General features: G+C 75.1%; 17 protein-coding genes. 5 read left to right on the top strand and 12 right to left on the bottom strand.

Annotation, left to right across the window (positions count from 1 at the left end; translation table 11 throughout):
• Positions 1-44 precede the first annotated feature (44 nt).
• The 3 genes from lanL to ACZ47G_RS11550 all read right to left on the bottom strand — a co-directional run bounded on the left by lanL (position 45) and on the right by ACZ47G_RS11550 (position 3713).
• On the bottom strand, positions 45-2699 hold the full coding sequence (gene lanL, locus ACZ47G_RS11560) for a class IV lanthionine synthetase LanL (RefSeq protein ID WP_465741388.1): 2655 nt from the start codon (positions 2697-2699) through the stop codon (positions 45-47).
• A 2-nt stretch (positions 2700-2701) separates the two neighbouring features.
• Positions 2702-2869: an SflA family class IV lanthipeptide gene (locus ACZ47G_RS11555; RefSeq protein ID WP_380463372.1), complete on the bottom strand. Its 168-nt coding sequence runs from the start codon at positions 2867-2869 to the stop codon at positions 2702-2704.
• A gap of 208 nt (positions 2870-3077) precedes the next feature.
• A complete protein-coding gene (locus ACZ47G_RS11550) occupies positions 3078-3713 on the bottom strand; it encodes an NAD(P)-dependent oxidoreductase (protein ID WP_465741386.1) in 636 nt (211 codons plus the stop codon).
• 91 nt (positions 3714-3804) lie between these two features.
• On the opposite strand from ACZ47G_RS11550, the gene ACZ47G_RS11545 reads away from it, so the two are divergent.
• Positions 3805-4461 carry a TetR/AcrR family transcriptional regulator gene (locus tag ACZ47G_RS11545; protein WP_465741384.1) on the top strand — a complete coding sequence of 219 codons (657 nt, stop codon included), beginning with the start codon at positions 3805-3807 and terminating at the stop codon, positions 4459-4461.
• Between the two features lie 224 nt (positions 4462-4685).
• Here the strand turns inward: ACZ47G_RS11545 and ACZ47G_RS11540 are convergent, their stop codons facing one another.
• The gene (locus ACZ47G_RS11540; protein WP_465741382.1) at positions 4686-5177 is read right to left on the bottom strand and encodes an Lrp/AsnC family transcriptional regulator; all 492 of its coding nucleotides are present in this window, start codon (positions 5175-5177) and stop codon (positions 4686-4688) included.
• A gap of 178 nt (positions 5178-5355) precedes the next feature.
• Here ACZ47G_RS11540 and ACZ47G_RS11535 point away from each other — a divergent pair, with 178 nt between their 5' ends.
• Entirely contained in the window at positions 5356-7008 is a 1653-nt protein-coding gene (locus ACZ47G_RS11535) for a PLP-dependent aminotransferase family protein (RefSeq protein ID WP_465741380.1), read from the top strand.
• A gap of 6 nt (positions 7009-7014) precedes the next feature.
• Here ACZ47G_RS11535 and ACZ47G_RS11530 read toward each other — a convergent pair whose 3' ends face one another.
• The 3 genes from ACZ47G_RS11530 to ACZ47G_RS11520 all read right to left on the bottom strand — a co-directional run bounded on the left by ACZ47G_RS11530 (position 7015) and on the right by ACZ47G_RS11520 (position 8718).
• Complete coding sequence (locus tag ACZ47G_RS11530) at positions 7015-7518, bottom strand: LURP-one-related/scramblase family protein (protein WP_465741378.1); 504 nt, start codon at positions 7516-7518, stop codon at positions 7015-7017.
• Positions 7519-7738: 220 nt separating this feature from the next.
• Complete coding sequence (locus tag ACZ47G_RS11525; protein WP_465741376.1) at positions 7739-7963, bottom strand: hypothetical protein; 225 nt, start codon at positions 7961-7963, stop codon at positions 7739-7741.
• 74 nt (positions 7964-8037) lie between these two features.
• Complete coding sequence (locus ACZ47G_RS11520; RefSeq protein ID WP_465741374.1) at positions 8038-8718, bottom strand: PAS domain-containing protein; 681 nt, start codon at positions 8716-8718, stop codon at positions 8038-8040.
• 168 nt (positions 8719-8886) lie between these two features.
• On the opposite strand from ACZ47G_RS11520, the gene ACZ47G_RS11515 reads away from it, so the two are divergent.
• Positions 8887-12201: a bifunctional cytochrome P450/NADPH--P450 reductase gene (locus ACZ47G_RS11515; RefSeq protein WP_465741372.1), complete on the top strand. Its 3315-nt coding sequence runs from the start codon at positions 8887-8889 to the stop codon at positions 12199-12201.
• 106 nt (positions 12202-12307) lie between these two features.
• Here the strand turns inward: ACZ47G_RS11515 and ACZ47G_RS11510 are convergent, their stop codons facing one another.
• The 5 genes from ACZ47G_RS11510 to ACZ47G_RS11490 all read right to left on the bottom strand — a co-directional run bounded on the left by ACZ47G_RS11510 (position 12308) and on the right by ACZ47G_RS11490 (position 18084).
• Positions 12308-13237, bottom strand: a complete 930-nt coding sequence (locus tag ACZ47G_RS11510) for a S1 family peptidase (protein ID WP_465741370.1) — start codon at positions 13235-13237, stop codon at positions 12308-12310.
• A gap of 344 nt (positions 13238-13581) precedes the next feature.
• Complete coding sequence (locus ACZ47G_RS11505) at positions 13582-14970, bottom strand: amidase family protein (RefSeq protein WP_465741368.1); 1389 nt, start codon at positions 14968-14970, stop codon at positions 13582-13584.
• A gap of 255 nt (positions 14971-15225) precedes the next feature.
• On the bottom strand, positions 15226-16389 hold the full coding sequence (locus ACZ47G_RS11500) for a damage-control phosphatase ARMT1 family protein (protein ID WP_465741366.1): 1164 nt from the start codon (positions 16387-16389) through the stop codon (positions 15226-15228).
• 416 nt (positions 16390-16805) lie between these two features.
• Positions 16806-17348: a GNAT family N-acetyltransferase gene (locus tag ACZ47G_RS11495; protein WP_465741364.1), complete on the bottom strand. Its 543-nt coding sequence runs from the start codon at positions 17346-17348 to the stop codon at positions 16806-16808.
• Positions 17335-18084, bottom strand: a complete 750-nt coding sequence (locus ACZ47G_RS11490) for a hypothetical protein (RefSeq protein WP_465741362.1) — start codon at positions 18082-18084, stop codon at positions 17335-17337. Before ACZ47G_RS11490 ends, ACZ47G_RS11495 begins: the two co-directional genes overlap by 14 nt.
• A gap of 337 nt (positions 18085-18421) precedes the next feature.
• Here ACZ47G_RS11490 and ACZ47G_RS11485 point away from each other — a divergent pair, with 337 nt between their 5' ends.
• Together ACZ47G_RS11485 and ACZ47G_RS11480 are read left to right on the top strand one after the other, a co-directional pair.
• Positions 18422-18568, top strand: a complete 147-nt coding sequence (locus ACZ47G_RS11485; protein WP_465741360.1) for a hypothetical protein — start codon at positions 18422-18424, stop codon at positions 18566-18568.
• Positions 18569-18579: 11 nt separating this feature from the next.
• The gene (locus ACZ47G_RS11480) at positions 18580-19632 is read left to right on the top strand and encodes an NAD(P)-dependent oxidoreductase (protein ID WP_465741358.1); all 1053 of its coding nucleotides are present in this window, start codon (positions 18580-18582) and stop codon (positions 19630-19632) included.
• Positions 19633-19742: the final 110 nt, after the last annotated feature.

The raw sequence follows: 19742 nt of genomic DNA, 5'->3' as shown, positions 1-19742 counted from the left end.
CGGAGGCGAGGGGGCGGACGGGGTCGGCGGGCGGGGCCGCTCGGTCAGCCGATGAGGCCGAGGCGCGGGCCGCCCCGCTCCTGCAGCCGCCGGAGGAAGCCGAGCACCCCGGCGGAGCCGCCGGCCCAGGTGGCGCTCGGCCGGGCGAGCCCGGTGTCCGGGAACACCGGACGGGACGGGGTGCCGCCGCTGCGGCTCAGGATGATCGCGGCGACCGTCCGGGCGGCCGCCCAGAACTCCTCGGAGCCGTCACTGGAATCCGGCTCGGAGCCGGAGGTGGGCTCGCGGCCGGAGCCGTACGTGCCGCAGGCCGCCGCGACGTCCACCAGCAGCTCGCCGACGCCGGCCAGCCCGCAGCACTGGGTGACCAGCGGCATCCGCGGCGCGAGTGCGGCGCAGGTGCGGGCGGTCCGCCGGGCGAGGGCCAGGTACTCGGGTTCGCCCAGCCGGTCGGCGGCCCTGACCAGCACCGAGCCGACCCCGGCCAGGCCCCGGCACCAGGAGCCGTAGCGGCGGGTGGCCCCCGGGGCGGTGGCCCGGGCGAGGAGCTCCGGGGTGACGGCGGCGAGCCGGGCGCAGGCCCGCTCGGCCCGGCGCAGGGCGGCCGGGTCACCGCTGGAACTCGCGTACTCGAGCAGGAAGTAGGTGACACCCGCCTCGCCGTGGGCCAGCCCTTCGGCCAGGGCGGCGCGGCCGGGGGTGGCCGGGCCCGCGGGGGAGAGCCGGGCCCCGCCGGAGGCGAGCACCCGGGCGCAGTCGGCGGCGATGGCGAGGTGCCGCTCCCGGTCGCCGCCGCCGAGCCGGGCGGGGTCGAGCCGGCCGCCGCCGAGCCGGGCGGGGTCGAGTCGGGCGCCGCCGAGCCGGGCCAGCAGCAGGCGGCCGACGCCGATCCCGGCAACCCCCTCGATCAGGTCCGCCTCCGTCGGCCCGCCGTCCGGCCCCCGGGGCGGCAGGTCGTCGCCGTCGTCGGGGCCGGGCCCGGTTCCGGCCGCCGTGAGGAACAGCTCGACGCCGGTGCGCCCCGAGTAGAAGCCCGGCGACAGGCGCCGGGACCGCCCCGCCGTCCACCGCGCCAGGGCGTCGACGGCCGCGGGTACCCCGGGCCGGTGGAGGTGGTGCAGCAGCTCCAGGCCGAGGCCCGCGCTCCCGCCGTAGACGTCGACCGGGGTCGGAACGGCGGCGCGGGCGGCGAGCACCGGGTCGGCGATCCGCTGGGCCTCGGTCACGCAGTACGCGGTGGTGTGCTCGATGATCTCCGCGAGCAGGCCGTCATCGATCCGGAGAGGCGTGATCCGGGGAGCCGTGGTCCGGGGAGGTTCGGTCCGGGGAGGCGTGGTCCGGCACGGTCCGGCGGCCGACCGTCCGGTCCGGAGCCGTTCGGCGCCGGCGGCGCGTTCCACCGGGTCGGGGCTGGTCAACTCGGCGATCAGGGCCCGGAGTCGCCGGTGTTCCGCGCCGGGCAGTGCCCGGCCCAGGCCGGCCAGGGTACGGTCCCGGTTGACGGCGGGGTCGCCGTCGACGATCACCGGGTCCAGGCCGGTGGCGGCGAAGCCGAGGGTCGCGCCCAGCGCGTGGTAGTCGTCGACGGGCTGGGCGGGTTGGCCGGCCGGGCGTCGGACCGGGTCGCTGTAGCCGGGGGTGGAGCCGTCCGGGCCGGCGCCGTCGAGTGCGCTGATCCCGAAGTCGACCAGCCGGCAGCGGCCTTCGGCGTCCAGCGTGATGTTGTCGGGCTTGAGGTCGCGGACGACCACGCCCCGCCGGTGGATGCCGTCCAGCAGCCGGAGCAGCCGGGTGGCCAGCGCGGCGACCCGGTCGGGCCGGTAGGGGCCGTGCTCCTGGACGTCGCGCCGCAGGTCCCGGTCGCCGCAGCTGGTCATCACCAGGTACTCGTCGGAGCGGTGCCGGAAGGTGTCGAGGGCCCGGGGCACTCCGGGCAGGCCGTCGAGCGCGGCGAGGACGACGCGTTCGTGGCGCAGCCGGTCCCGGGCGTCCGCTCCGGTCTCGTCCTCGGCGGCGAAGGCCCGGGCCTGCTTGATCACCACCGGCAGCCCGGTGCCGAGGTCGACCGCCCGGTAGACGTTGCCCTGGGGCTTGCGCGCGATGCCGCCGGTGACCCGGTAGCGTCCGCCCAGGGCCGGGTCGGCGGGGGACGGCGCTCGGGCCGCCCGGCGCTCGAATGGGTCCTCGGCCCAGGGCGGGCAGCGGTAGGTCGCGGCGGCCAGCCCGTCGAAGAGCCGGCCGTCCGGGCCGATCATGACGGACTCCAGCCGCCCGGCGCGCCCGGTCCGGTAGTCACCGGTGAACGGCCCGTACCGGTAGTAGACGGGTGCGTCGGGAGCGACCCGCCGATCGCTGACGACCTGCGGCCCCTGCTGTCCGCGCAGCACCGTGACGAGTTCCTCGGCGAGTGCGACCGCGGTGCCCGGCGCCGGGTAGACGGTGATCGCCTTGCCGACCGAACCCGCGCTGCGCACCCCGGAGTTGAGCTCCCGCAGGACCTCCGGGCCGAGTGCCCACTTGGCGTGGCAGACGTACCGCGCCAGCACCGGCAGGGCGAGGGCGAGCACGGTGTCGAGTTCGCCGGGGCGGGCCGAGACGTGCAGCTTCCAACCGTGTTCCACCGCCGGCATCCGCGGGTCGGTCAGGTACGACCAGGTGTCGTCGGACCAGTCGCGGCGGCCGGCGATGGAACCGGTCACCGTCAGGAGTTGAAGTCGCAGGCGAGACGGGTGGTGGCGGTCACCCACGGGTCGGCGAGACACGCGGTGGCCTCGCGGTCGGCGCGGTCGTCGTCCTCGAACAGGATGGTCTCGTCGTCGATCACCAGCGGACCCGCGTCGCGGATCTCCTCGGTCATGGTTCCGGGCATGTGTCGCCTCCAGCTCTGGTCGTGCCTCCGGTGATGGTGCGGGACGCGGCCGGGTCGTACGCTCAGGCCCGAGCGGGCCGGGATCCCGAACCACGAAGGTAGGGAGGAACGTTCCGCCTGACAAGGGGTCAGGACGCATCAACTCCACTTCCCGCACACATTCGTGGAGGAGTCGTGGACATGCCGCCGGTCCTCGCGGCCGCCCGGTTCAGGAGCTGACGCCGACCGCGTGCCGGAAGCTCGTCGGGTCGGTGACCAGGTCCAGCATGGCCCGGGCGACGTCGGCGCGCGGGACGGTGGAGCCGGCCGGACCGGACTCGACGGCATGCCGGTAGCGGCCCCGGCCGGGCCGGTCGGTCAGCCGCGGCGGCCGGACGGCCGTCCAGTCCAGGTCGCTCTCGCGCAGTACGCGCTCCATCGCCTCCAGGTCGGTGTACACGTCCCGGAGCACCGCCCAGAGCAGCGGTCCGAAGGCCTTCGCGGTGAGGAGGGACTGCCCGGCCCCGGAGCGGTTGAGCGGCGCGGCGCTCACCACGACGATCCGGCGCACTCCGGTGGCCGCCATGGCCGCGACGGCGGCGCGGGCCGAGTTCGAGGCGGGCTTGAGCGGGTCCGTCCGGCCGGCCTGGCCGATGCCGGAGAGCACGGCGTCGGCGCCCGCGAGCACCGGCTCCAGTGAGGCCTGGTCCAAGGCATCGGCCCGGACCACGGTCAGCCGGTCGTGCCGGACGGGGAGGCGGGCCGGGTCGCGGACGGCGGCTGTGACCTGGTGTCCGTCGGCGAGGGCGAGGGTCACCAGGTGGCGGCCGATGCCGCCGGTGGCGCCCAGAACAGCGAGTTTCATGACCCCTCCGATGGGGTGGGTGAGTGCTCACTTCCTTCTTCTCCCCAGGGTGAGTGAGTGCTCACCCACCTGTCAAGGTAGGCTGATGGCCATGACGAACCAGGAGGCACGTGAGGACGAGCGGCCGTTGACCGGAGCGGCCCTGACCAGGGCGCGGGTGCTGGACGCCGCCGCCCGGCTGATCGGCACGGTCGGCCTGGTCCGGGCCACCACCAAGGAGATCGCCCGGGAGGCCGGCTGCTCGGAGGCGGCGCTCTACAAGCACTTCCGGGACAAGGAGGACATCTTCGTCCGGGTCCTGCGGGAGCGCGCCCCGCGGTTGGCCGCCGCCGTCGCCGAACTGCCCGACCGGGCCGGGCGGGGCACGGTCCGCGAGCACCTGGAGGCGGTGGTCGTGGTCGCCGTACCGTTCTACCGGCAGTCGTTCCCGATGGCCGGCGGGCTGCTCGCCAGCCCTGAGCTGCTCGCCGCCCACCGCCGCAAACTGGACAACTCGGGCCCGCACCAAGTCAGTTCACACCTGGCGGAGTACCTGCGGGCGGAACAGCGGCTCGGCCGGGTCGCCGCCGACGTAGACCCGGACGCCGCCGCGATGCTGCTGATCGGCGCCTGCTTCCACCGCGCCTTCCTGGAGGTGTTCTACGCCGGCGAGGGCCCGGCCGAGGCGCTGCGCCCGGCCGATCCGGACGAGTTCGCCACGGCGACGGTCCGGGCCCTGCTCGGCGGCGTCCAGGCCCCGGACGCCTGAGGCATTCGGCCGACGTCGCCGGGCGGGGCGGCGGTCCGGGCGGCGGTCCGGGTGGCGGTCTGGGGACCTGGCGTGGACCCCGGCCGGGCCGCCGAGCCGCAGCCGTTCCTCGGCCGACCGAACACCGTGTCCCCTCGGGCGGCAGCCCCGACTCCCCGCGGGTGCCCGCAGCAGGCCGAACTGCCGTGCCACCGGGGCGACATGGTCCTGCCGGCCGGTCGGCGCTACGGGCCGGGGGAGAGGTAGCGGCGGCCCGGTATCTGCTCGAAGATCAGGTTGGTGCGGGTCTGGGCCACCGCCGGGTGGGTGGTGAGGTGGTCCACGACGAAGTCGCGCAGGGCCTCGGGGCTCGCGACGCCGACGTGCAGCAGGTAGTCGTCGGAGCCGGCCATGTGGAAGACGGCCAGCACGCCGGGCAGGTCGGGGGCGGTGCCGCGGAAGCTCTCGTTCTGCTCCCGGGTGTGGGCGCGCAGTCGGACCGAGATCATCGCCTGGAGCGGCAGCCCGATCGCGGCCGGGTCCAGCTCGGCGCGGAAGCCGCGGATGGCGCCGCGGTCCTGGAGGGTGCGGACCCGGGCCAGGCAGGTGGAAGGGGCGATGCCGACGGCGGCCGCGAGGGCGTTGTTCGGGAGGCGGGCGTTGTCGGCCAGGGCCCGGATGATCGCCCGGTCGACGTCGTCGAGGGGTGCCCGGCGGGCCTGCGGATTGTTCGGCATGCCTGCCAGGATCCCAGTCCGTTCCGAAGATTCGCAAACCTGATCGAGCGATGTCCGAATGTTCTTCGGAGGGGCTTCCCCGGGGCGCTCGAAAGTTCCATCCTTACCGACGGTCGTCACCGGCACCGAGGGTGACGGCCGTCCCGCAGTCCCCCGCACCCCCCGGAGCGTTCCGTCCATGAGTCCGACCGCCTTCCCCACCGCCGAGACCGCCGTCGACCCCGGTCCGGAGCTGGACGGCGGCGACTTCGCCCTCCCCGAGGGCGGCCTGGACGACGACCACCGGCTGCGCGCCCTGGACGCCGTGGACGAGTACCTGACCCGCAAGCGCAAGCACCTGGTCGGCTACCAGGCCACCCAGGACATGCAGGGCACCGCGCTGGACCTCGCCCGCTTCCTGCCGAACAACATCAACAACCTCGGCGACCCGTTCCAGAGCGGCGGCTACAAGCCCAACACCAAGGTCGTCGAGCGGGCCGTGCTCGACTACTACGCGAAGCTCTGGCACGCCGAGCGCCCGCACGACCCGGCCGACCCGGAGTCCTACTGGGGCTACATGCTGTCCATGGGCTCCACCGAGGGCAACATGTACGCCCTGTGGAACGCCCGGGACTACCTGAGCGGCAAGGCGCTGATCCAGCCGCCGGCCGCGCCCTTCGACGCCGTGCGCTACGTCAAGGCGGACCCCGACCGGCGGAACCCGAACGCCCACCACCCGGTGGCGTTCTACTCCGAGGACACCCACTACTCCTTCGCCAAGGCCGTGGCCGTCCTGGGCGTGGAGACCTTCCACGCCGTCGGCCTGGAGAAGTACGCCGACGAGTGCCCGCTGGTCGACCCGGCGACCGGCCTGCGTACCTGGCCCACCGAGGTGCCCTCCCGCCCGGGCCCGTCCGGCCTGTCCTGGGACGGCCCCGGCGAGATAGACGTGGACGCCCTGGCCGTGCTGGTCGAGTTCTTCGCCGCCAAGGGCCACCCGGTCTTCGTCAACCTCAACCTCGGCAGCACCTTCAAGGGCGCCCACGACGACGTCCGCGCGGTCTGCGAGCGCCTGCTGCCGATCTTCGAGCGGTACGGGCTGGTGCGGCGCGAGGTCGTCTACGGCAGCTGCCCGCAGACCGGCCGGCCGCTGGTGGACGTGCGCCGCGGCTTCTGGATCCACGTGGACGGCGCGCTCGGCGCCGGCTACGCGCCGTTCCTGCGGCTGGCCGCCGAGGACCCGGCGTACGGCTGGACGCCGGAGGCCCGGCTGCCCGAGTTCGACTTCGGGCTGCGGCTGCCCACCGCGGCGCACGGCGAGGTGGACATGGTCTCCTCGATCGCGATGAGCGGCCACAAGTGGGCGGGTGCGCCCTGGCCCTGCGGCATCTACATGACCAAGGTCAAGTACCAGATCTCCCCGCCGTCCCAGCCGGACTACATCGGCGCGCCGGACACCACGTTCGCCGGCTCCCGCAACGGCTTCTCGCCGCTGATCCTCTGGGACCACCTGTCCCGCCACTCCTACCGCGACCAGGTGGCGCGGATCCGCGAGGCCCAGGAGCTCGCGGCCTACCTGGAGCGGCGGCTGGTCGCCATGGAGCGGGAGCTGGGCGTCGAGCTCTGGCCCGCCCGCACCCCCGGCGCCGTCACCGTGCGGTTCCGCAAGCCGAGCCCGGAGCTGGTGGCCAAGTGGTCGCTGTCCTCCCAGGACGTGGTGATGGTGCCGGGCGACGAGGCCACCCGGCGCAGCTACGTGCACGTCTTCGTGATGCCCTCGGTCGACCGGCCCAAGCTGGACGCCCTGCTCGCCGAACTCGCCGAGGACCCGGCGGTCCTGGGCGCGCGGTAGCGCCCGTCAGAGGTTGGTCAGCTGGTCGCCCTTGGCGTCCTGGAGCACGTGGTCGACGCAGACCGCGAGGATGACCAGGAGCAGGGCGTCCTGCTGGCTCATCACGTCGACGGCGTAGGCGTCGCGGATGGCGAACCAGCGGCGGGACACGTGCGCCAGGGTGGTGCCCTCGTGGCGTATGTCGAACTCGCGGTCCCACAGGTTGCCGTTGATCCGCAGCTTGCGGCCGTCGCCGAGACGGACCTTGAAGCGGTCGCCGAAGAGCTTGAACAGCTTCTTGCTGACCTTCGCGGTCGGCTGCCCCTCCTGCTTGATCAGCAGGGTGTGGTGGAAGGTGAAGGCCTTGCGGACGATGCTCGCGACGTGCTCGCCGCGGGTGTCCTCCAGGGCGAAGGTGCGGCGCAGCCGGAAGAACTTCCGGTTCACGCGGTAGAGCTTCTCCCGGTGCTCGGTCTCTATCCAGGCCTCCTCGTGGAAGGCGAACATGCGGTCGCGGACCAGGTAGCGCACTGTGGGTCCCCCCGTGGTGGATCCGCCGGCCCCCGTGGCGCGGCGCGGCCCAGAGCGTAGCGGCTGGTCAGCGCGGGGGTGGGGCAGGGGGTGCTGCTTTTACCGGTCCGCGACATTCCGCCGACACGACGGTGACGTCGAGGGTCTGTCCGGCAAGGTCCGCCGGACAGACCCTGGGCCCGCATCCGGGGTCGGGGGAGGGTCGGGGGTCGGGGGTCGGTCAGGCGATGCCCTGCCCGTCGATGTCCGCCCCCCACTGGTCCTCGCCGACGGCGCCCACGCAGTAGCCGCCGCCCTGCACGGTGCCGCCGGCCTCCTGGCACTGCTCGGCGGTGACGTCGGCCGGGAGCGCCCAGGCGGGGGCGGAGCCGGCGAGGAGGAGGACGGCGGTGGCGGCGAGCGGGACGGCCAGGCGGGTCAGGCGGGCCGGGGATGCAGTGATCATGCGCCTTACGAGACCACGCGCCGGGGGTGACGGCGAGTCAGGTGCGTCCATTCGCGGGCCCCGGGCCGTACCGGTCAGTGCGGCGGGGCCGGCTGCGGGGGCCAGGTGCCGGGGGCGAGGACGCCGAGGGCGTAGGCGTGGGCGACCAGGGCGGTCCGGTTGGGCAGGTGCCAGCGGCGGGAGAGGCGGGTGAGGTGGTAGTTGACGCCGTCCGGCGTGAGGCCGACCTCCTTGGCGATCCGGGCGGTGGTGGCGCCCCGGGCGGCGGCGGCCAGGATGCGGGCCTCGATCGGGCTGGCCTCGGGGCGCGGGGTCGGGACGGTCGGCGCGGGTCGGGTGGCGGGTTCGTCCAGGGCGCGCAGCGAGAGCAGCAGGTTCGGGGTCTGCTCCGGGGTGTCGCTGACGAGGTCGACGGTCATCTCGCCCTGCCGCTCGGTGCCGCCCGCGGGCGTCCAGGAGACCCCGACCGAGTACTGCGAGCGGCGGTGCAGCCGGATCGCCTCGGCGAGCGTCTGGAGGGACGTGCCGTCCCGCAGGGTGAAGTACTCCAGGATCCGGCGGTTGCGCAACTGCCCCGGCAGTCCGCCGAACTCGGCGGCCATCGCCCGGTTGACGATCAGGATCCGGCCGCCCCACTCGCACACCGCGATGGGCAGCGGGTTGTGGTCCAGCAGGCGCAGGGCCCGGTTGCGCCAGGTCACGGCGGCGTCCAGGCGGGTGTCCGGTGCCGGACCGCAGCCGTCGGTCGGTCGCATCCCTCGTTCTCCTCCCGCGGCAACCGCCCCCGGCAGATCCGACGGGTCGTGGGCAAGTCTCCGGATGCCGCTGGGACTACACAATCATGTAGTGATCGCCGCCCGGCGCGTCCGGCGAGGGCAGAGAGTGGAGATACCGAGAACTTTCGCCGTGGGAGGGACCTACCGATGACCGAAACCACGACCGAGGCCGTGCCGGCGACACCGAGCGGGGCCGTGAGCGTGAGCGATACCGCCGCGAACGTGCCCGCCGCGAACGTGACCGCCGCGAACGTGACCGCAGCGAACGTGACCGGGACCGCCGGGAGTCAGGCCGCACCCCGGGCCCTGGGCGTCCCGCTGGTGGACATCTCCGACCTGCCGCCGGTCAGCGTCCCGGTGCTGCGGACCATGGAACTGGCCAGAGAACACGGTTCGGCCTTCCTCCAGCGCCTGCACGGCCGCGAGGTCCTGATGGTCAGCAGCCTGGAGCTGGTGGAGGAGCTGGCCGACGAGGAGCGCTTCACCAAGGCCGTCGGCCCGGCCCTGGAGAACGTCCGCGAGTTCACCGGGGACGGCCTGTTCACCGCCTACAACGACGAGCCGAACTGGGCCAGGGCGCACGACATCCTGATGCCCGCCTTCGCGCTCGGCTCGATGCGCACCTACCACCCGGTGATGCTGAAGGTGGCCCGCCGGGTGATCGAGTCCTGGGACCGCCGCGCGGCCGCCGGGCTGACCGTGGACGTGCCAGGCGACATGACCCGGATGACCCTGGACACCATCGGGCTGGCCGGGTTCGGTTTCGACTTCGGCTCCTTCGACCGGGACGAACCCCACCCGTTCGTGGAGGCGATGGTGCGCTGCCTGGAGTGGGCGATGACCAAGCTCACCCGCGACCCCGAGCTGGACCACGGCGAGCGCGACGCCGCGTTCCGCCGGGACGCCGACTACCTGGCCGGGGTGGTGGACGAGGTGATCGCCGCCCGGGCCGGGAGCGGTGCCGAGGCCGGCCCGGCCGAGGACCTGCTGGGCCTGATGCTCGGCGCGGTGCATCCCGCCGACGGCAGCCGGCTGGACATGGAGAACATCCGCAACCAGGTGATCACCTTCCTGATCGCCGGCCACGAGACCACCTCGGGCGCGCTGTCCTTCGCGCTGCACTACCTGGCCAAGAACCCGTCCGAACTCCGGCTGGTCCAGCAGGAGGTGGACGCGCTCTGGGGCGACCAGGCCGACCCGGAGCCCTCGTACGAGGACGTCGGCCGGCTGCGGTACACCCGGCAGGTGCTCAACGAGGCGCTGCGACTGTGGCCGACGGCGCCCCAGTTCAGCCGGGAGGCGCGCGCGGAGACCCTGCTCGGCGGCCGGATCCCGGTCCGCCCGGGGACGCCGATCTTCGTGCTCACCCCGATGCTGCACCGCGACCCGGCCTGGGGCGACAACCCGGAGCTGTTCGACCCCTCCCGGTTCGACCCGGAGCGCGAGTCGGCCCGCTCGCCGCACGCCTTCAAGCCCTTCGGCACCGGCGAACGCGCCTGCATCGGGCGCCAGTTCGCGCTGCACGAGGCGACCATGCTGCTGGGCATGCTGGTTCACCGCTACCGGCTGATCGACCACGCCGGCTACCGGCTGACCCTCAAGCAGACGCTCACCATCAAGCCCGACGGGTTCACCCTGGCCCTCGCCCTGCGCACCCCGGCGCCGCCGGTCCGGCGCCCGCAGCCGGCCCTGAGGGCCGGGACCACCGAGTCGGCCGAGCGCGCCGGGCGGGTCCGCCAGGGCACCGGCCTGCTGCTCCTGCACGGCTCCAACTACGGCGCCTGCCGCGACTTCAGCCGCCAACTCGCGGACGCCGCCGCCGAACTGGGCTGCGACACGGAGACCGCCGCGCTGGACGCCTACGCCGACGGGCTGCCGACCGATCGGCTGGTGGTGATCACGGCCGCCTCGTACAACGGCCAACCCACCGACGACGCGGCCGAGTTCGTCCGCCGGCTGCGCGAGGCCCCGGACGGCTCGGCCGACCGCGTCGAGTACGCCGTGCTCGGCATCGGCGACCGCACCTACGCCGCCACCTACCAGCGGATCCCCACCCTGATCGACGAGCGGCTCACCGCGCTCGGCGGCACCCGGCTGCTCGACCGCGCCGAGGCCGACGCCTCCGGCGATCTCGCGGGCACCGTACGGGAGTTCACCGAGGCGCTGACCGGGCTGCTGCTGGCCCGGCACGGCGACGCCGACGCCGTGACCCCGCCCCGGGAGGAGGCCGGGTACACGGTGACCGAGCTGGTCGGCGGCCCGCTGCACGCGCTGGCCACCCGGCACGGCATGAGCGAGCTGACCGTCACCGCGGTCGGCAGTCTGACCGACCCCGGGTACCACCGGGTCAAGCGCCTCGTCCGGCTGGCGCTGCCCGAGGGCGCCGAGTACCGGACCGCCGACCACCTCACCGTGCTGCCGGCCAACGACCCCGCCCTGGTCGAGCGCGCCGCCAGGCTGTTCGGCGCCGACCCGGAGACGATGCTCGGCATCGTCGCCCACCGGCGCACCGGCCTGGCCGTCGACCGACCGCTCACCGTAAGGGAGTTGCTCACCCACCAGGTCGAGCTGCAGGACCGGCCGACCGCCGAGCAGCGCGCCACGCTGGCGGCGCTCAACCCCTGCCCGCCCGAGCAGGCCGCCCTGCGCGCGCTGCCCGCCGACGACCCGCGCACCCTGCTCGACCTGATCGAGGACCACCCGGCGCTGCGGGAGGCGCTGAGCTGGCCGGTGCTGCTGGAGCTGCTGCCCCCGATCCGGCCCCGGCACTACTCGATCTCCTCCTCGCCCGCCGCCGCGGCTGCCTCCTCGCCCGCCGGGCAGGAGGGCGGCGGGCGCGAGGTCGACCTGATGGTCTCGGTGCTCAACGCGCCGGCCCGCTCCGGCCGGGGCACCTACCGGGGCACCGGCTCCGGCTACCTGGACCGGCTGGCCGTCGGGGACACCGTGCTGGCCAGGGTGCAGCCCTGCCGGGAGGCGTTCCGGATCGACCACCGCACCCCCGTGGTGATGATCGCGGCGGGCACCGGACTGGCGCCGTTCCGCGGCGCCGTCGCCGACCGCCGGGCGCTGCGGGCCCAGGGCGCCGACCTCGCCCCGGCCCTGCTGTACTTCGGCTGCGACGCCCCGGACGCCGACTACCTGCACCGGGCCGAGCTGGAGGCGGCCGAGCTGGCCGGCGCGGTCTCGATGCGACCCGCGTTCAGCGAGCGGCCGCAGGAGGGGCGGCGCTTCGTCCAGGACCGCATCGCGGCCGAGGCGGCGGAGGTCTGGGAGCTGCTCGCCGCCGGGGCCGAGGTGTACGTGTGCGGCGACGGCGCCCGGATGGCGCCGGGCGTCCGGGAGGCCTTCCGGGCGCTCTACCGGGAGCACACGCCGGGCGCGGACGAGCAGCAGGCCCAGGACTGGCTGCAGGGCCTGGTCGAGGCCGGCCGCTACGTCGAGGACGTCTACGCGGGCTGAGCGCCCGCCCGCGGTGACCGCACCGCACGGCCGTCCGCCCGCCGCACCCCTGAGGTGCGGCGGGCGGACGGCTGTTCAGGGTGCGGCGGGGGTGGCTGTTCGGGCGTCAGTAGACGTGGACGTCGTACGTGGTGAGTGCCGCGTTCACCGGCTGGAAGAACGTCGTCCCGCCGGAGGTGCAGTCGCCGCTGCCGCCCGAGGTCAGACCGAGCGCCTTGGTGCCCTCGTACAGCGGGCCGCCGGAGTCGCCCGGCTCGGCGCAGACATTCGTCTGGATCAGGCCGCGGACGACGCCGCCGCCGGTGTAGCGCACCGTGGCGTTGAGCCCGGTGACGCGGCCGCTGTGGGTGCCGGAGGTCGACCCGGTGCGGGTGACGGACTCGCCGACGTACGCGTTGGGGGCGGAGGTGAAGCCGCCGGGGTGGTCGAGCGCGCCGTTGTCGTAGCGGACCAGGGCGTAGTCGTGGCCGGGGAAGGTCGAGGCGACGGTCGGCCCGATCAGGGTGCTGTGGGCGCCGTCCGCGTACCAGGTGGAGGCGACGTTCCCGCAGTGCCCGGCGGTCAGGAAGTAGTGGGTGCTGCCGCTGACCACGTTGAAGCCGAGCGAGCAGCGGTACCGGCCGCCGTAGACGGCGTCCCCGGCGGCCAGCAGCGGGGTGAACCGCCCGGGGACGCGCTGGATGGTGAGGGTGGGCGCGTCGGTGCCGACGGCGCGCGCGATCCTGGCCAGCTCGGCCGGGGGGACGGTGCTGTCGGCCGTCACCACGACCCGGCCGGCGTCCTCGTCGACGTACCAGGCGGTGCCGTCGACCCCGGCGTTCTCGACCGCGTCGCTCACCGAGGCGAGCTGCTCGGCCGTGGCGGTCCGGGCGGGTGCGGCGGCGGCGCCCGGCACGGCGACCGCGGTGGCGGTCAGCAGGCCGAGGGCCACGGCGAGCAGCCGGCCGGGGCGCCCGGCGCCGGTGCGGGTGGTGCGGGCGGTCCGGGGGGTGTGGGGGGTGTGGGGGGTGTGGGGGCTGCGGGTGGTCCTGCGCATGGTCCTCACCGGGCTCCTCCTGGGAGTGCGGGGCCCCGGCGGGTTCGGGGCCGTGAGGCGCGGTCAGGCGGTGGGCGGTTCCGGCCGGTGCTCTCCGGAAGCACGACGGGATGATCTGCCCCTGACAGGCGCTGTCCGGAAGTATGAGGAAAGGGACGGTTCGGTACAAGCTTCCTGACGTGGTGTCGGCCGGCCCACGAACGGTCCGGGGGACTCGCGGGTCGTTCGTGTCGTCCGTACGGACCCGTACCCCGAGGTGGGGCCCGCCCCGGGGCCGCGGGCCCGGGGCGGCGGAGTACGGGGGCACCGGCCCGGCGTGCGGGGGAGCCGGGGGCGCGCGGCCGTCAGGCGCGCAGCAGGGCGTCGACCCGCGCCGCCACCGCCAGCAGGGCCCGGTCGGCCAGCCGGGGCCCGATCAGCTGGACCCCGACCGGGGCGGAGCCGTCGACCGGGAGCGGGATCGTCACCGAGGGCAGGCCCGCGGTGGCCGCCGGGGAGGTGTTGCGGATCAGGGTGTGGAAGGTGGGCACGGCCCGGCCGTTGAGCGGCAGGCTGTCCTCGTACCGGCGCAGCGGCCGGGCGCATACCGGGACGGTGGGGCTCAGGACGGCGTCCAGCCCGTGCGCGCCGAACAGCTCGGCGTAGGCCTCCTGGAGCGCGCGGCGCGCGTCCAGCGCCCGGCGCAGGCCCTCGGGGCCCGGGTACCCGGGGGCGGTGGGCAGGGCGGTCGCCCCGAGCAGCGCCGCGATGTCCGGGTCGGCCACCGCGGCGATCACCTCGGCGGAGCCGATCCCGGCGCGGTGCTCGTCGAGGTAGCGGCCCAGGGCGGCGGCGAACTCGCCGAAGACCAGCGGGAATCCGATCCGGGCGTCGGCCTCGGCCAGTTGCGCCGTGTCCACCGGGACCCACTGCGCCCCCGCCGCGGTGAGCCGCTCGACGGCGGCCTCCCAGCCGGCCTGGACCGGGCCCTCCAGGTCCTCGGCGAACACCTGCCGGGGCAGCCCCAGCCGCAGCGGCCGCCCGGCGGCCCGGGGCCCCAGGGGCTCCGCGGGCTCCCCGGTGATCAGGGCCTCCCCGGTGATCAGGGCGTCCCCGGTGACCAGGGCGTCCAGCGTGCTGAGCCGCTCCAGCGAGCGGGCCATCAGCCCGGGGGTGTCCCGGGTGGTCGACAGCGGGGTGACCCCCGTCGAGGAGTAGCGCCCGGCGCTGGGGCGCAGCCCGTAGATCCCGTTGAGCGCGGCCGGGATGGTGACCGAGCCGCCGGTGTCGGTGCCCAGCCCCGCCTCCGCCACGCCCGCCGCCACCGCGGCCGCCGTGCCGCCGCTGCTCCCGCCCGCGAACAGGGCCGGGTCGGTGGCGTTCCCGACGGCCCCGAAGGTGTGGTTGCACGAGGTGGCCCCCAGGGACAGCTCGTGCATGTTGGTCTTGCCCAGCACGATCGCCCCGGCCGACCGCAGCGCCGCGACCACGGGCGCGTCGGCGTCCGGGACGAAGCCGCTGAGCCCGGGCGTCCCGGCGGTGTTGGGCAGGCCCGCGACATGGATGTTGTCCTTGACGACCAGGCACCACGGCGCCGCCCCGCCCCGCTCGTCCCGGCGGTCCGCCGCCGCGAGCGCCCGCTCGGCGTCGAGCGTGATGAACGCGTTGAGCTGCTCGACGGCGGCGGCCCGGTCGAGCGCGGCCGACACGAGCGCCCGCGCGGGCCCCCGGTCCGTGGTCTCGGGCTGGGCCATGGCGGGTCGGCTCCTCCGTGCTCGCCCCGGGCCCGCCCACCCGCGGCGCGGGCGTGACCGGGTGACGGGTGGTCACACCGTACCGGGCCGCCCCGGCCGGGAGGTGCCGGGGGCGTCGGGCGGGGGCGTCGGGCGGGCGGCTCAGCCGCGCGACTGTGCGGCCTGGGCCTGCCGGGCCTGGGAGGCCGCGCCCCGAACGGGCCGGGCGGCGGTGCCCTGGTCGGCGTCGTACCAGCCCTTGCGTTCCGGCTACGGCTACGGGCAGAACTGGATGACGGCGTGGCGGCCGTCGGTGCGCCACGGGGTGGCGGTCGCGTCGAGGCGGGTGACGGTGTCGGCGTCCAGGCCGACGATCACATCGGACTTCAGGGTGCGGAGGGCCGCCACGGGGGTGGGGAAATGGCCAGCGGTGTCCCGGAACGGGGTGGTCGGGGGCCAGAGCCGGTCGCCCACCAGGCGGCGGTAGTTGAGGTCGCCCTTGAGGATCGTCAGTGCCGCGCCCGCGAGTTCGGCCCGGAGGCCGGCGGGCAGGTCGTGGTAGGGGAGTGGCGCGCAGAAGAACGGGTGGGTGCGGATCACGAGCGAGCCGCCGCCCATCGCCCGCCACAGCCGGCTGCCGACGGCCGCTGCCGTCGGTGACGGCGCGGAGCGCAGCCGGGCGAGGGAGGCCAGGACGTCGGCCGTGGTCGCGTCGGACACGAAATACGGCTGCGGCTTCACGTAGAGGACCACCTCGGCGGCCAGGCCGCCGGTCAGCAGGTGGTCGATCAGCACGAGGTCCGGGAGCAGCTCCCGGCCGGCGTTGTCCGCGATGAGACAGACCCGCCCGCCGCCTTCGCCTCGCCGTAGCCCGGCCCAGATCCGCGCGCGGTCGTCGGCGAGCAGTTCGGCGGCGGCCGGGGCGCCGGGCCGGGCCGTGAGCTGGAAGCTGAGGTCGGCGCGGTTGCCCCACAGCGCGGAGGTCAGCAGCGCGTCCGCCCGGCGGGTCGGCGGGAGGGCGTCCAGCTCGCTCAGCGCCGCCAGTTCGCCGTCCACCGTGGCCCCGGCCAGCTCGGCGTCCTTGAACGGCGCGAACGGGTCGATGCCCTGCCAGGCGCCGGGCCGGAAGTACCCGGTGGCCTCCAGCAGCCGGCGGTAGAAGTAGCTCTCCGCCCACAGGAACGGCGCCTCGCCCCACGGCCTGCCCCACAGGCCCGCACCCCACCGCCGCCACTCGGCGGCGTCCGCGGCGTCCTCGCCCAGTGGCTCCAGGACGCCGCCGGTGCTCTCCGTCAGCAGCCGTTCGACCGCCGCCCGCTCGACCGGGCCGTACGGCAGGGCGTCGAGGACCTGCCGGACGAGCCGGGGGTGGCGCTCGTGGAAGACGGCCCGGGCGAAGGACCCGGGGACGTCACTGCGGATCACGGGGGCGTGCGACACGGGCTCGTTCTCCTGGTCGTACGGGTGGGCGGGGCTCGGCGGCGGCCCGGGTCGGCCGCGCGCATCCAGCCGAGCGTAGACGATCACGGGGCGGGGACGGGCGGGGGCGAGTCGGAGGTCAGGGCCGGACGAGAAGTCAGCGGAGAAGTCTGAGGAGAAGGTCGGAGCAGAAAAGTGTTATCCGACCGCCCGTCGAGCGCTCTCCTGGGCGTGGGAACGAACGCGCAAGGCCGCGGCAGAGGGTGTGCGGCCGGCACGCGGGGTTCGAGATGGGGCGCTCCGCGCGGAGGACGGGAGTCTCCGGCCGCGTTCGTTCCCACGGTGCCCGGCCGGATCGTCCCGTCCGTCCGGCGCCGCCCGGCGGTCCGTACGCCACCCCCACGGAAGCGGACCGCCGGGCCCTCTCCCGGGGCTCGTCAGGCGCGGTGGAGCCGCCAGACCAACTCCTCTCCGGTCTCCGCCGGGGCGATGGCCTCGGACGGGCGGCGCAGGTGCTGGGTGAAGCCGAGCCGGGCCGGGACGGCGCCGCTGGCCCGGTTGGCCGGGTCGTGGACGATCTCGACGAAGGCCACGCCGGGGAGCCGGAAGGCCTGCTCGGTGAGCGCCCGGGCGGCCCGCGTGGCGATGCCGCGGCCGGTGGCGGCCGGATGCAGCCAGTAGCCGATCTCCCGGCCGTCCTCGGGGGTGTCCGCCCGCCGGAACAGTCCGCAGGCGCCGACGATCGCCCCGTCCAGCAGGATCGCGTAGGTGAAGTCCGTGCCGCTCTCCCACAGCGCCGACCGCTCGGCCAGGAACTCGGTGGTCTTCGCCGGACTGTGCTCGGCGACCCACGGCATCCAGGGCCGCAGGTGCTCCAGCGACTCCTCGATGACCCGGAAGAATTCGGGGAGGTCCGCCTCGCCGCGAAAACGGCGCAGCGTCACCTCACCCAGGACGATTTCCTGCTCAGCCGGCTCCATCCAGGGATGATGTCCGCCCGCCCGATGCCCCCGCAACGGAATTCCGGTGCCGGCGCAGCAGGTACAGCAGGGCACCGACGCCGGACGCGACACCGGCGATCACCACCAGCGAGGCATCGGCGATGCCCACCATGGCGAGGTCGAACCGCGGGTTCTCCGCGATGTCGGTGAACTCCGGCTCCACCAGGCCGTCCGGGTCCTCGGTGACGGAGACCCGCTCGCCCACCGTGTCGCCGGACCCGCACCTGACGGACTCGGTGCGCCCCGGGGCGCCGTCGTAGCGCACGGCGCACGAGTAGCTGGTGGTCTTGCCGTGGCTCACCCGGACGTCGGCGACCGTGCCCGGATGGGTCGTGCCGCGCATCGACAGCACGGTGGACTGGGCGGTGTTCATGCTCATCAGCGGCACCGCGAGCAGCGGCGCCAGCAGCAGTGCCAGCGCCAGACACCGCAGCGCCGTGGGCTGGCAGAGGCACAGCACGGCGTAGATCAGGCCGATCCCCCCGGCGAGGACCAACGCCAGCGACGGGACGAGGAACCACGCCCCGAACGCCCCCAGCGCCCCACCCAGCGGCATCAGCACGGCCGCCGCCGGGATCCACAGCGCCGTCGACAACGGCCGCCGCGGCCACGGCACGTCGTTCTTCCCCCGCTTCTCCGGCCGGGCACCGGCCCGGCCGTTCCGGCGGTGCGACGGCCCGGCAACCGGCGTCCCGGGCGTCCCGTAGTGCGTCATGGCGGCAGATCCTGCCAGGTCAGCCCCGGAACGGCCGGAGCCGGGGGACATTCCTTTGCCGGAGCGGGCCGCTTGTGGAGGTCACCGGTGGAAGCGGTGGAAGCCCGTCACACCGCGAGGACCGCGAGCGGCACCTGGCGCGCCCGCACCCGGCGAGCGGCGGCGCAGCCGGCCGACGGTCTGTCAGAGGGGCCGGGCATGATCGGGGACAGGCCGAGGAACGGAGAACCAGGTCATGGGGTGGGGCACCGGACAACGAACCGCGCGGGCCGGTGCGCCGTGCGCCGCCGCCGGATCTGCCGTGGCCGGGAATACCCACTGGTACGGAGGAGAGACGATGGACCTTCCGCGGTTGCGGCTGTGGCTGGGCGCAGACGGGAGCTGCCTGCTGCAGCTGGAGATCAACCCGGTCGACACCCGCGAACTGGTGCGCCGGTTCACCGAGTTCCACGCCGCGCTGCGCTCGGCGGGCGGTGCGGGATGAGGGTGCTGCTGGTGGATGCGGCGCCGGGGGAGTTGCTCGACCGGGAGTTGGAGCGGATGGTCGGGCACGGGCTGGCCGTCACGCTGAACCTGCGGCGGGTGGCGGATCCGGCGGGTGCGGCGGCCCGGTGGGGGGAGCGGGTGGAGTTCACCGATGTCGACCCGTTCGACGAGGCGGCGCTGATCGAGGAGGTCGTACGGGACGGGCGCGGGTACCAGGCGGTCAAGTCCCGGGCGGGAGTGCCGCTGCGCGCCGCGCTGCTCGCGGCGGCGACCGACCGGGCGCTGGGCCACCGGCTCCGGGTGATCGGACGGGCCGGGGCGGGCACCGACCACGTCGACCTGGCCGCCGCCGCGCGGCACGGGGTGGCCGTCACCCACACGCCCGGCTCCAACGCGGACGCCGTCGCGGAGTTCGCGCTTGCCCAACTGCTCGCCCTGACCCGAGGCCTGCTTCCGTACAACGAGGCTTCGCAGCAAGGCCGTTGGAGTGCGCCGAGCGAGCCCGCGGTCGAGCTGTCCGAGCTGACCCTGGGGATCGTCGGGCTGGGGCGGATCGGCTCGGCGCTGGCTCGACGCGCCACGGCGCTGGGCATGACCGTCCAGGGCTACGCGCCGCGTTCGACGTCCCACCCGGCGGTGCGCCTGCTCGACTCCCTCGACGTACTGCTCGCCACCAGCGATGTGGTGTCCCTGCACGTCCCGCTCACCCCGGGCACCGCCGGGCTGATCGGCCGGGCGGAACTGGCGCGGATGCGGCCCGGGTCGATCCTGCTCAACACCGCCCGCGGCGGCATCGTGGACGAGCGGGCCCTCGCCGACGCCCTGCGCGATCCGCACCGCGCACCGGCGGCGGCCGCCGTGGACACCTTCGCCCATGAGCACGCCGCCTTCGCCTCGCCGCTCTTCGGGCTGCCCAACGCCCTGCTCACCCCGCACGTGGCCGGGATGACGAGGCGCGCCATGGCCGAGGCGGCGCTGCGCTGCGCGGACCACGTCGCGGCGCTGCTCGCGGGGCGGCCGGAGGGCGTCCCGGTGGTGTCGCCTCATCAGGGGCTCGGCTGAGCGCCCGGCCCGGGGCGCGGCGACACGGGGCGTGACGGCGCGGGGCGTGACGACACGGGGCCGTAGGGCAGGGCTAGGTCGGTGGACTCGCGGGTCCAGCGCTGTGCTGC

This window comes from Kitasatospora sp. NPDC030952 (assembly GCF_055571335.1).
This window is presented reverse-complemented; position numbering and strand designations above follow the sequence as displayed.

What these genes read in the sequence shown, in the direction of transcription:
- ACZ47G_RS11555 (WP_380463372.1), bottom strand. Translation starts at nt 2,869, where the DNA reads ATGCCCGGAACCATGACCGAGGAGATCCGCGACGCGGGTCCGCTGGTG.
- ACZ47G_RS11550 (WP_465741386.1), bottom strand. Translation starts at nt 3,713, where the DNA reads ATGAAACTCGCTGTTCTGGGCGCCACCGGCGGCATCGGCCGCCACCTG.
- ACZ47G_RS11545 (WP_465741384.1), top strand. Translation starts at nt 3,805, where the DNA reads ATGACGAACCAGGAGGCACGTGAGGACGAGCGGCCGTTGACCGGAGCG.
- ACZ47G_RS11540 (WP_465741382.1), bottom strand. Translation starts at nt 5,177, where the DNA reads ATGCCGAACAATCCGCAGGCCCGCCGGGCACCCCTCGACGACGTCGAC.
- ACZ47G_RS11535 (WP_465741380.1), top strand. Translation starts at nt 5,356, where the DNA reads ATGAGTCCGACCGCCTTCCCCACCGCCGAGACCGCCGTCGACCCCGGT.
- ACZ47G_RS11525 (WP_465741376.1), bottom strand. Translation starts at nt 7,963, where the DNA reads ATGATCACTGCATCCCCGGCCCGCCTGACCCGCCTGGCCGTCCCGCTC.
- ACZ47G_RS11520 (WP_465741374.1), bottom strand. Translation starts at nt 8,718, where the DNA reads ATGCGACCGACCGACGGCTGCGGTCCGGCACCGGACACCCGCCTGGAC.
- ACZ47G_RS11515 (WP_465741372.1), top strand. Translation starts at nt 8,887, where the DNA reads ATGACCGAAACCACGACCGAGGCCGTGCCGGCGACACCGAGCGGGGCC.
- ACZ47G_RS11510 (WP_465741370.1), bottom strand. Translation starts at nt 13,237, where the DNA reads ATGCGCAGGACCACCCGCAGCCCCCACACCCCCCACACCCCCCACACC.
- ACZ47G_RS11505 (WP_465741368.1), bottom strand. Translation starts at nt 14,970, where the DNA reads ATGGCCCAGCCCGAGACCACGGACCGGGGGCCCGCGCGGGCGCTCGTG.
- ACZ47G_RS11495 (WP_465741364.1), bottom strand. Translation starts at nt 17,348, where the DNA reads ATGGAGCCGGCTGAGCAGGAAATCGTCCTGGGTGAGGTGACGCTGCGC.
- ACZ47G_RS11490 (WP_465741362.1), bottom strand. Translation starts at nt 18,084, where the DNA reads ATGACGCACTACGGGACGCCCGGGACGCCGGTTGCCGGGCCGTCGCAC.
- ACZ47G_RS11485 (WP_465741360.1), top strand. Translation starts at nt 18,422, where the DNA reads ATGGACCTTCCGCGGTTGCGGCTGTGGCTGGGCGCAGACGGGAGCTGC.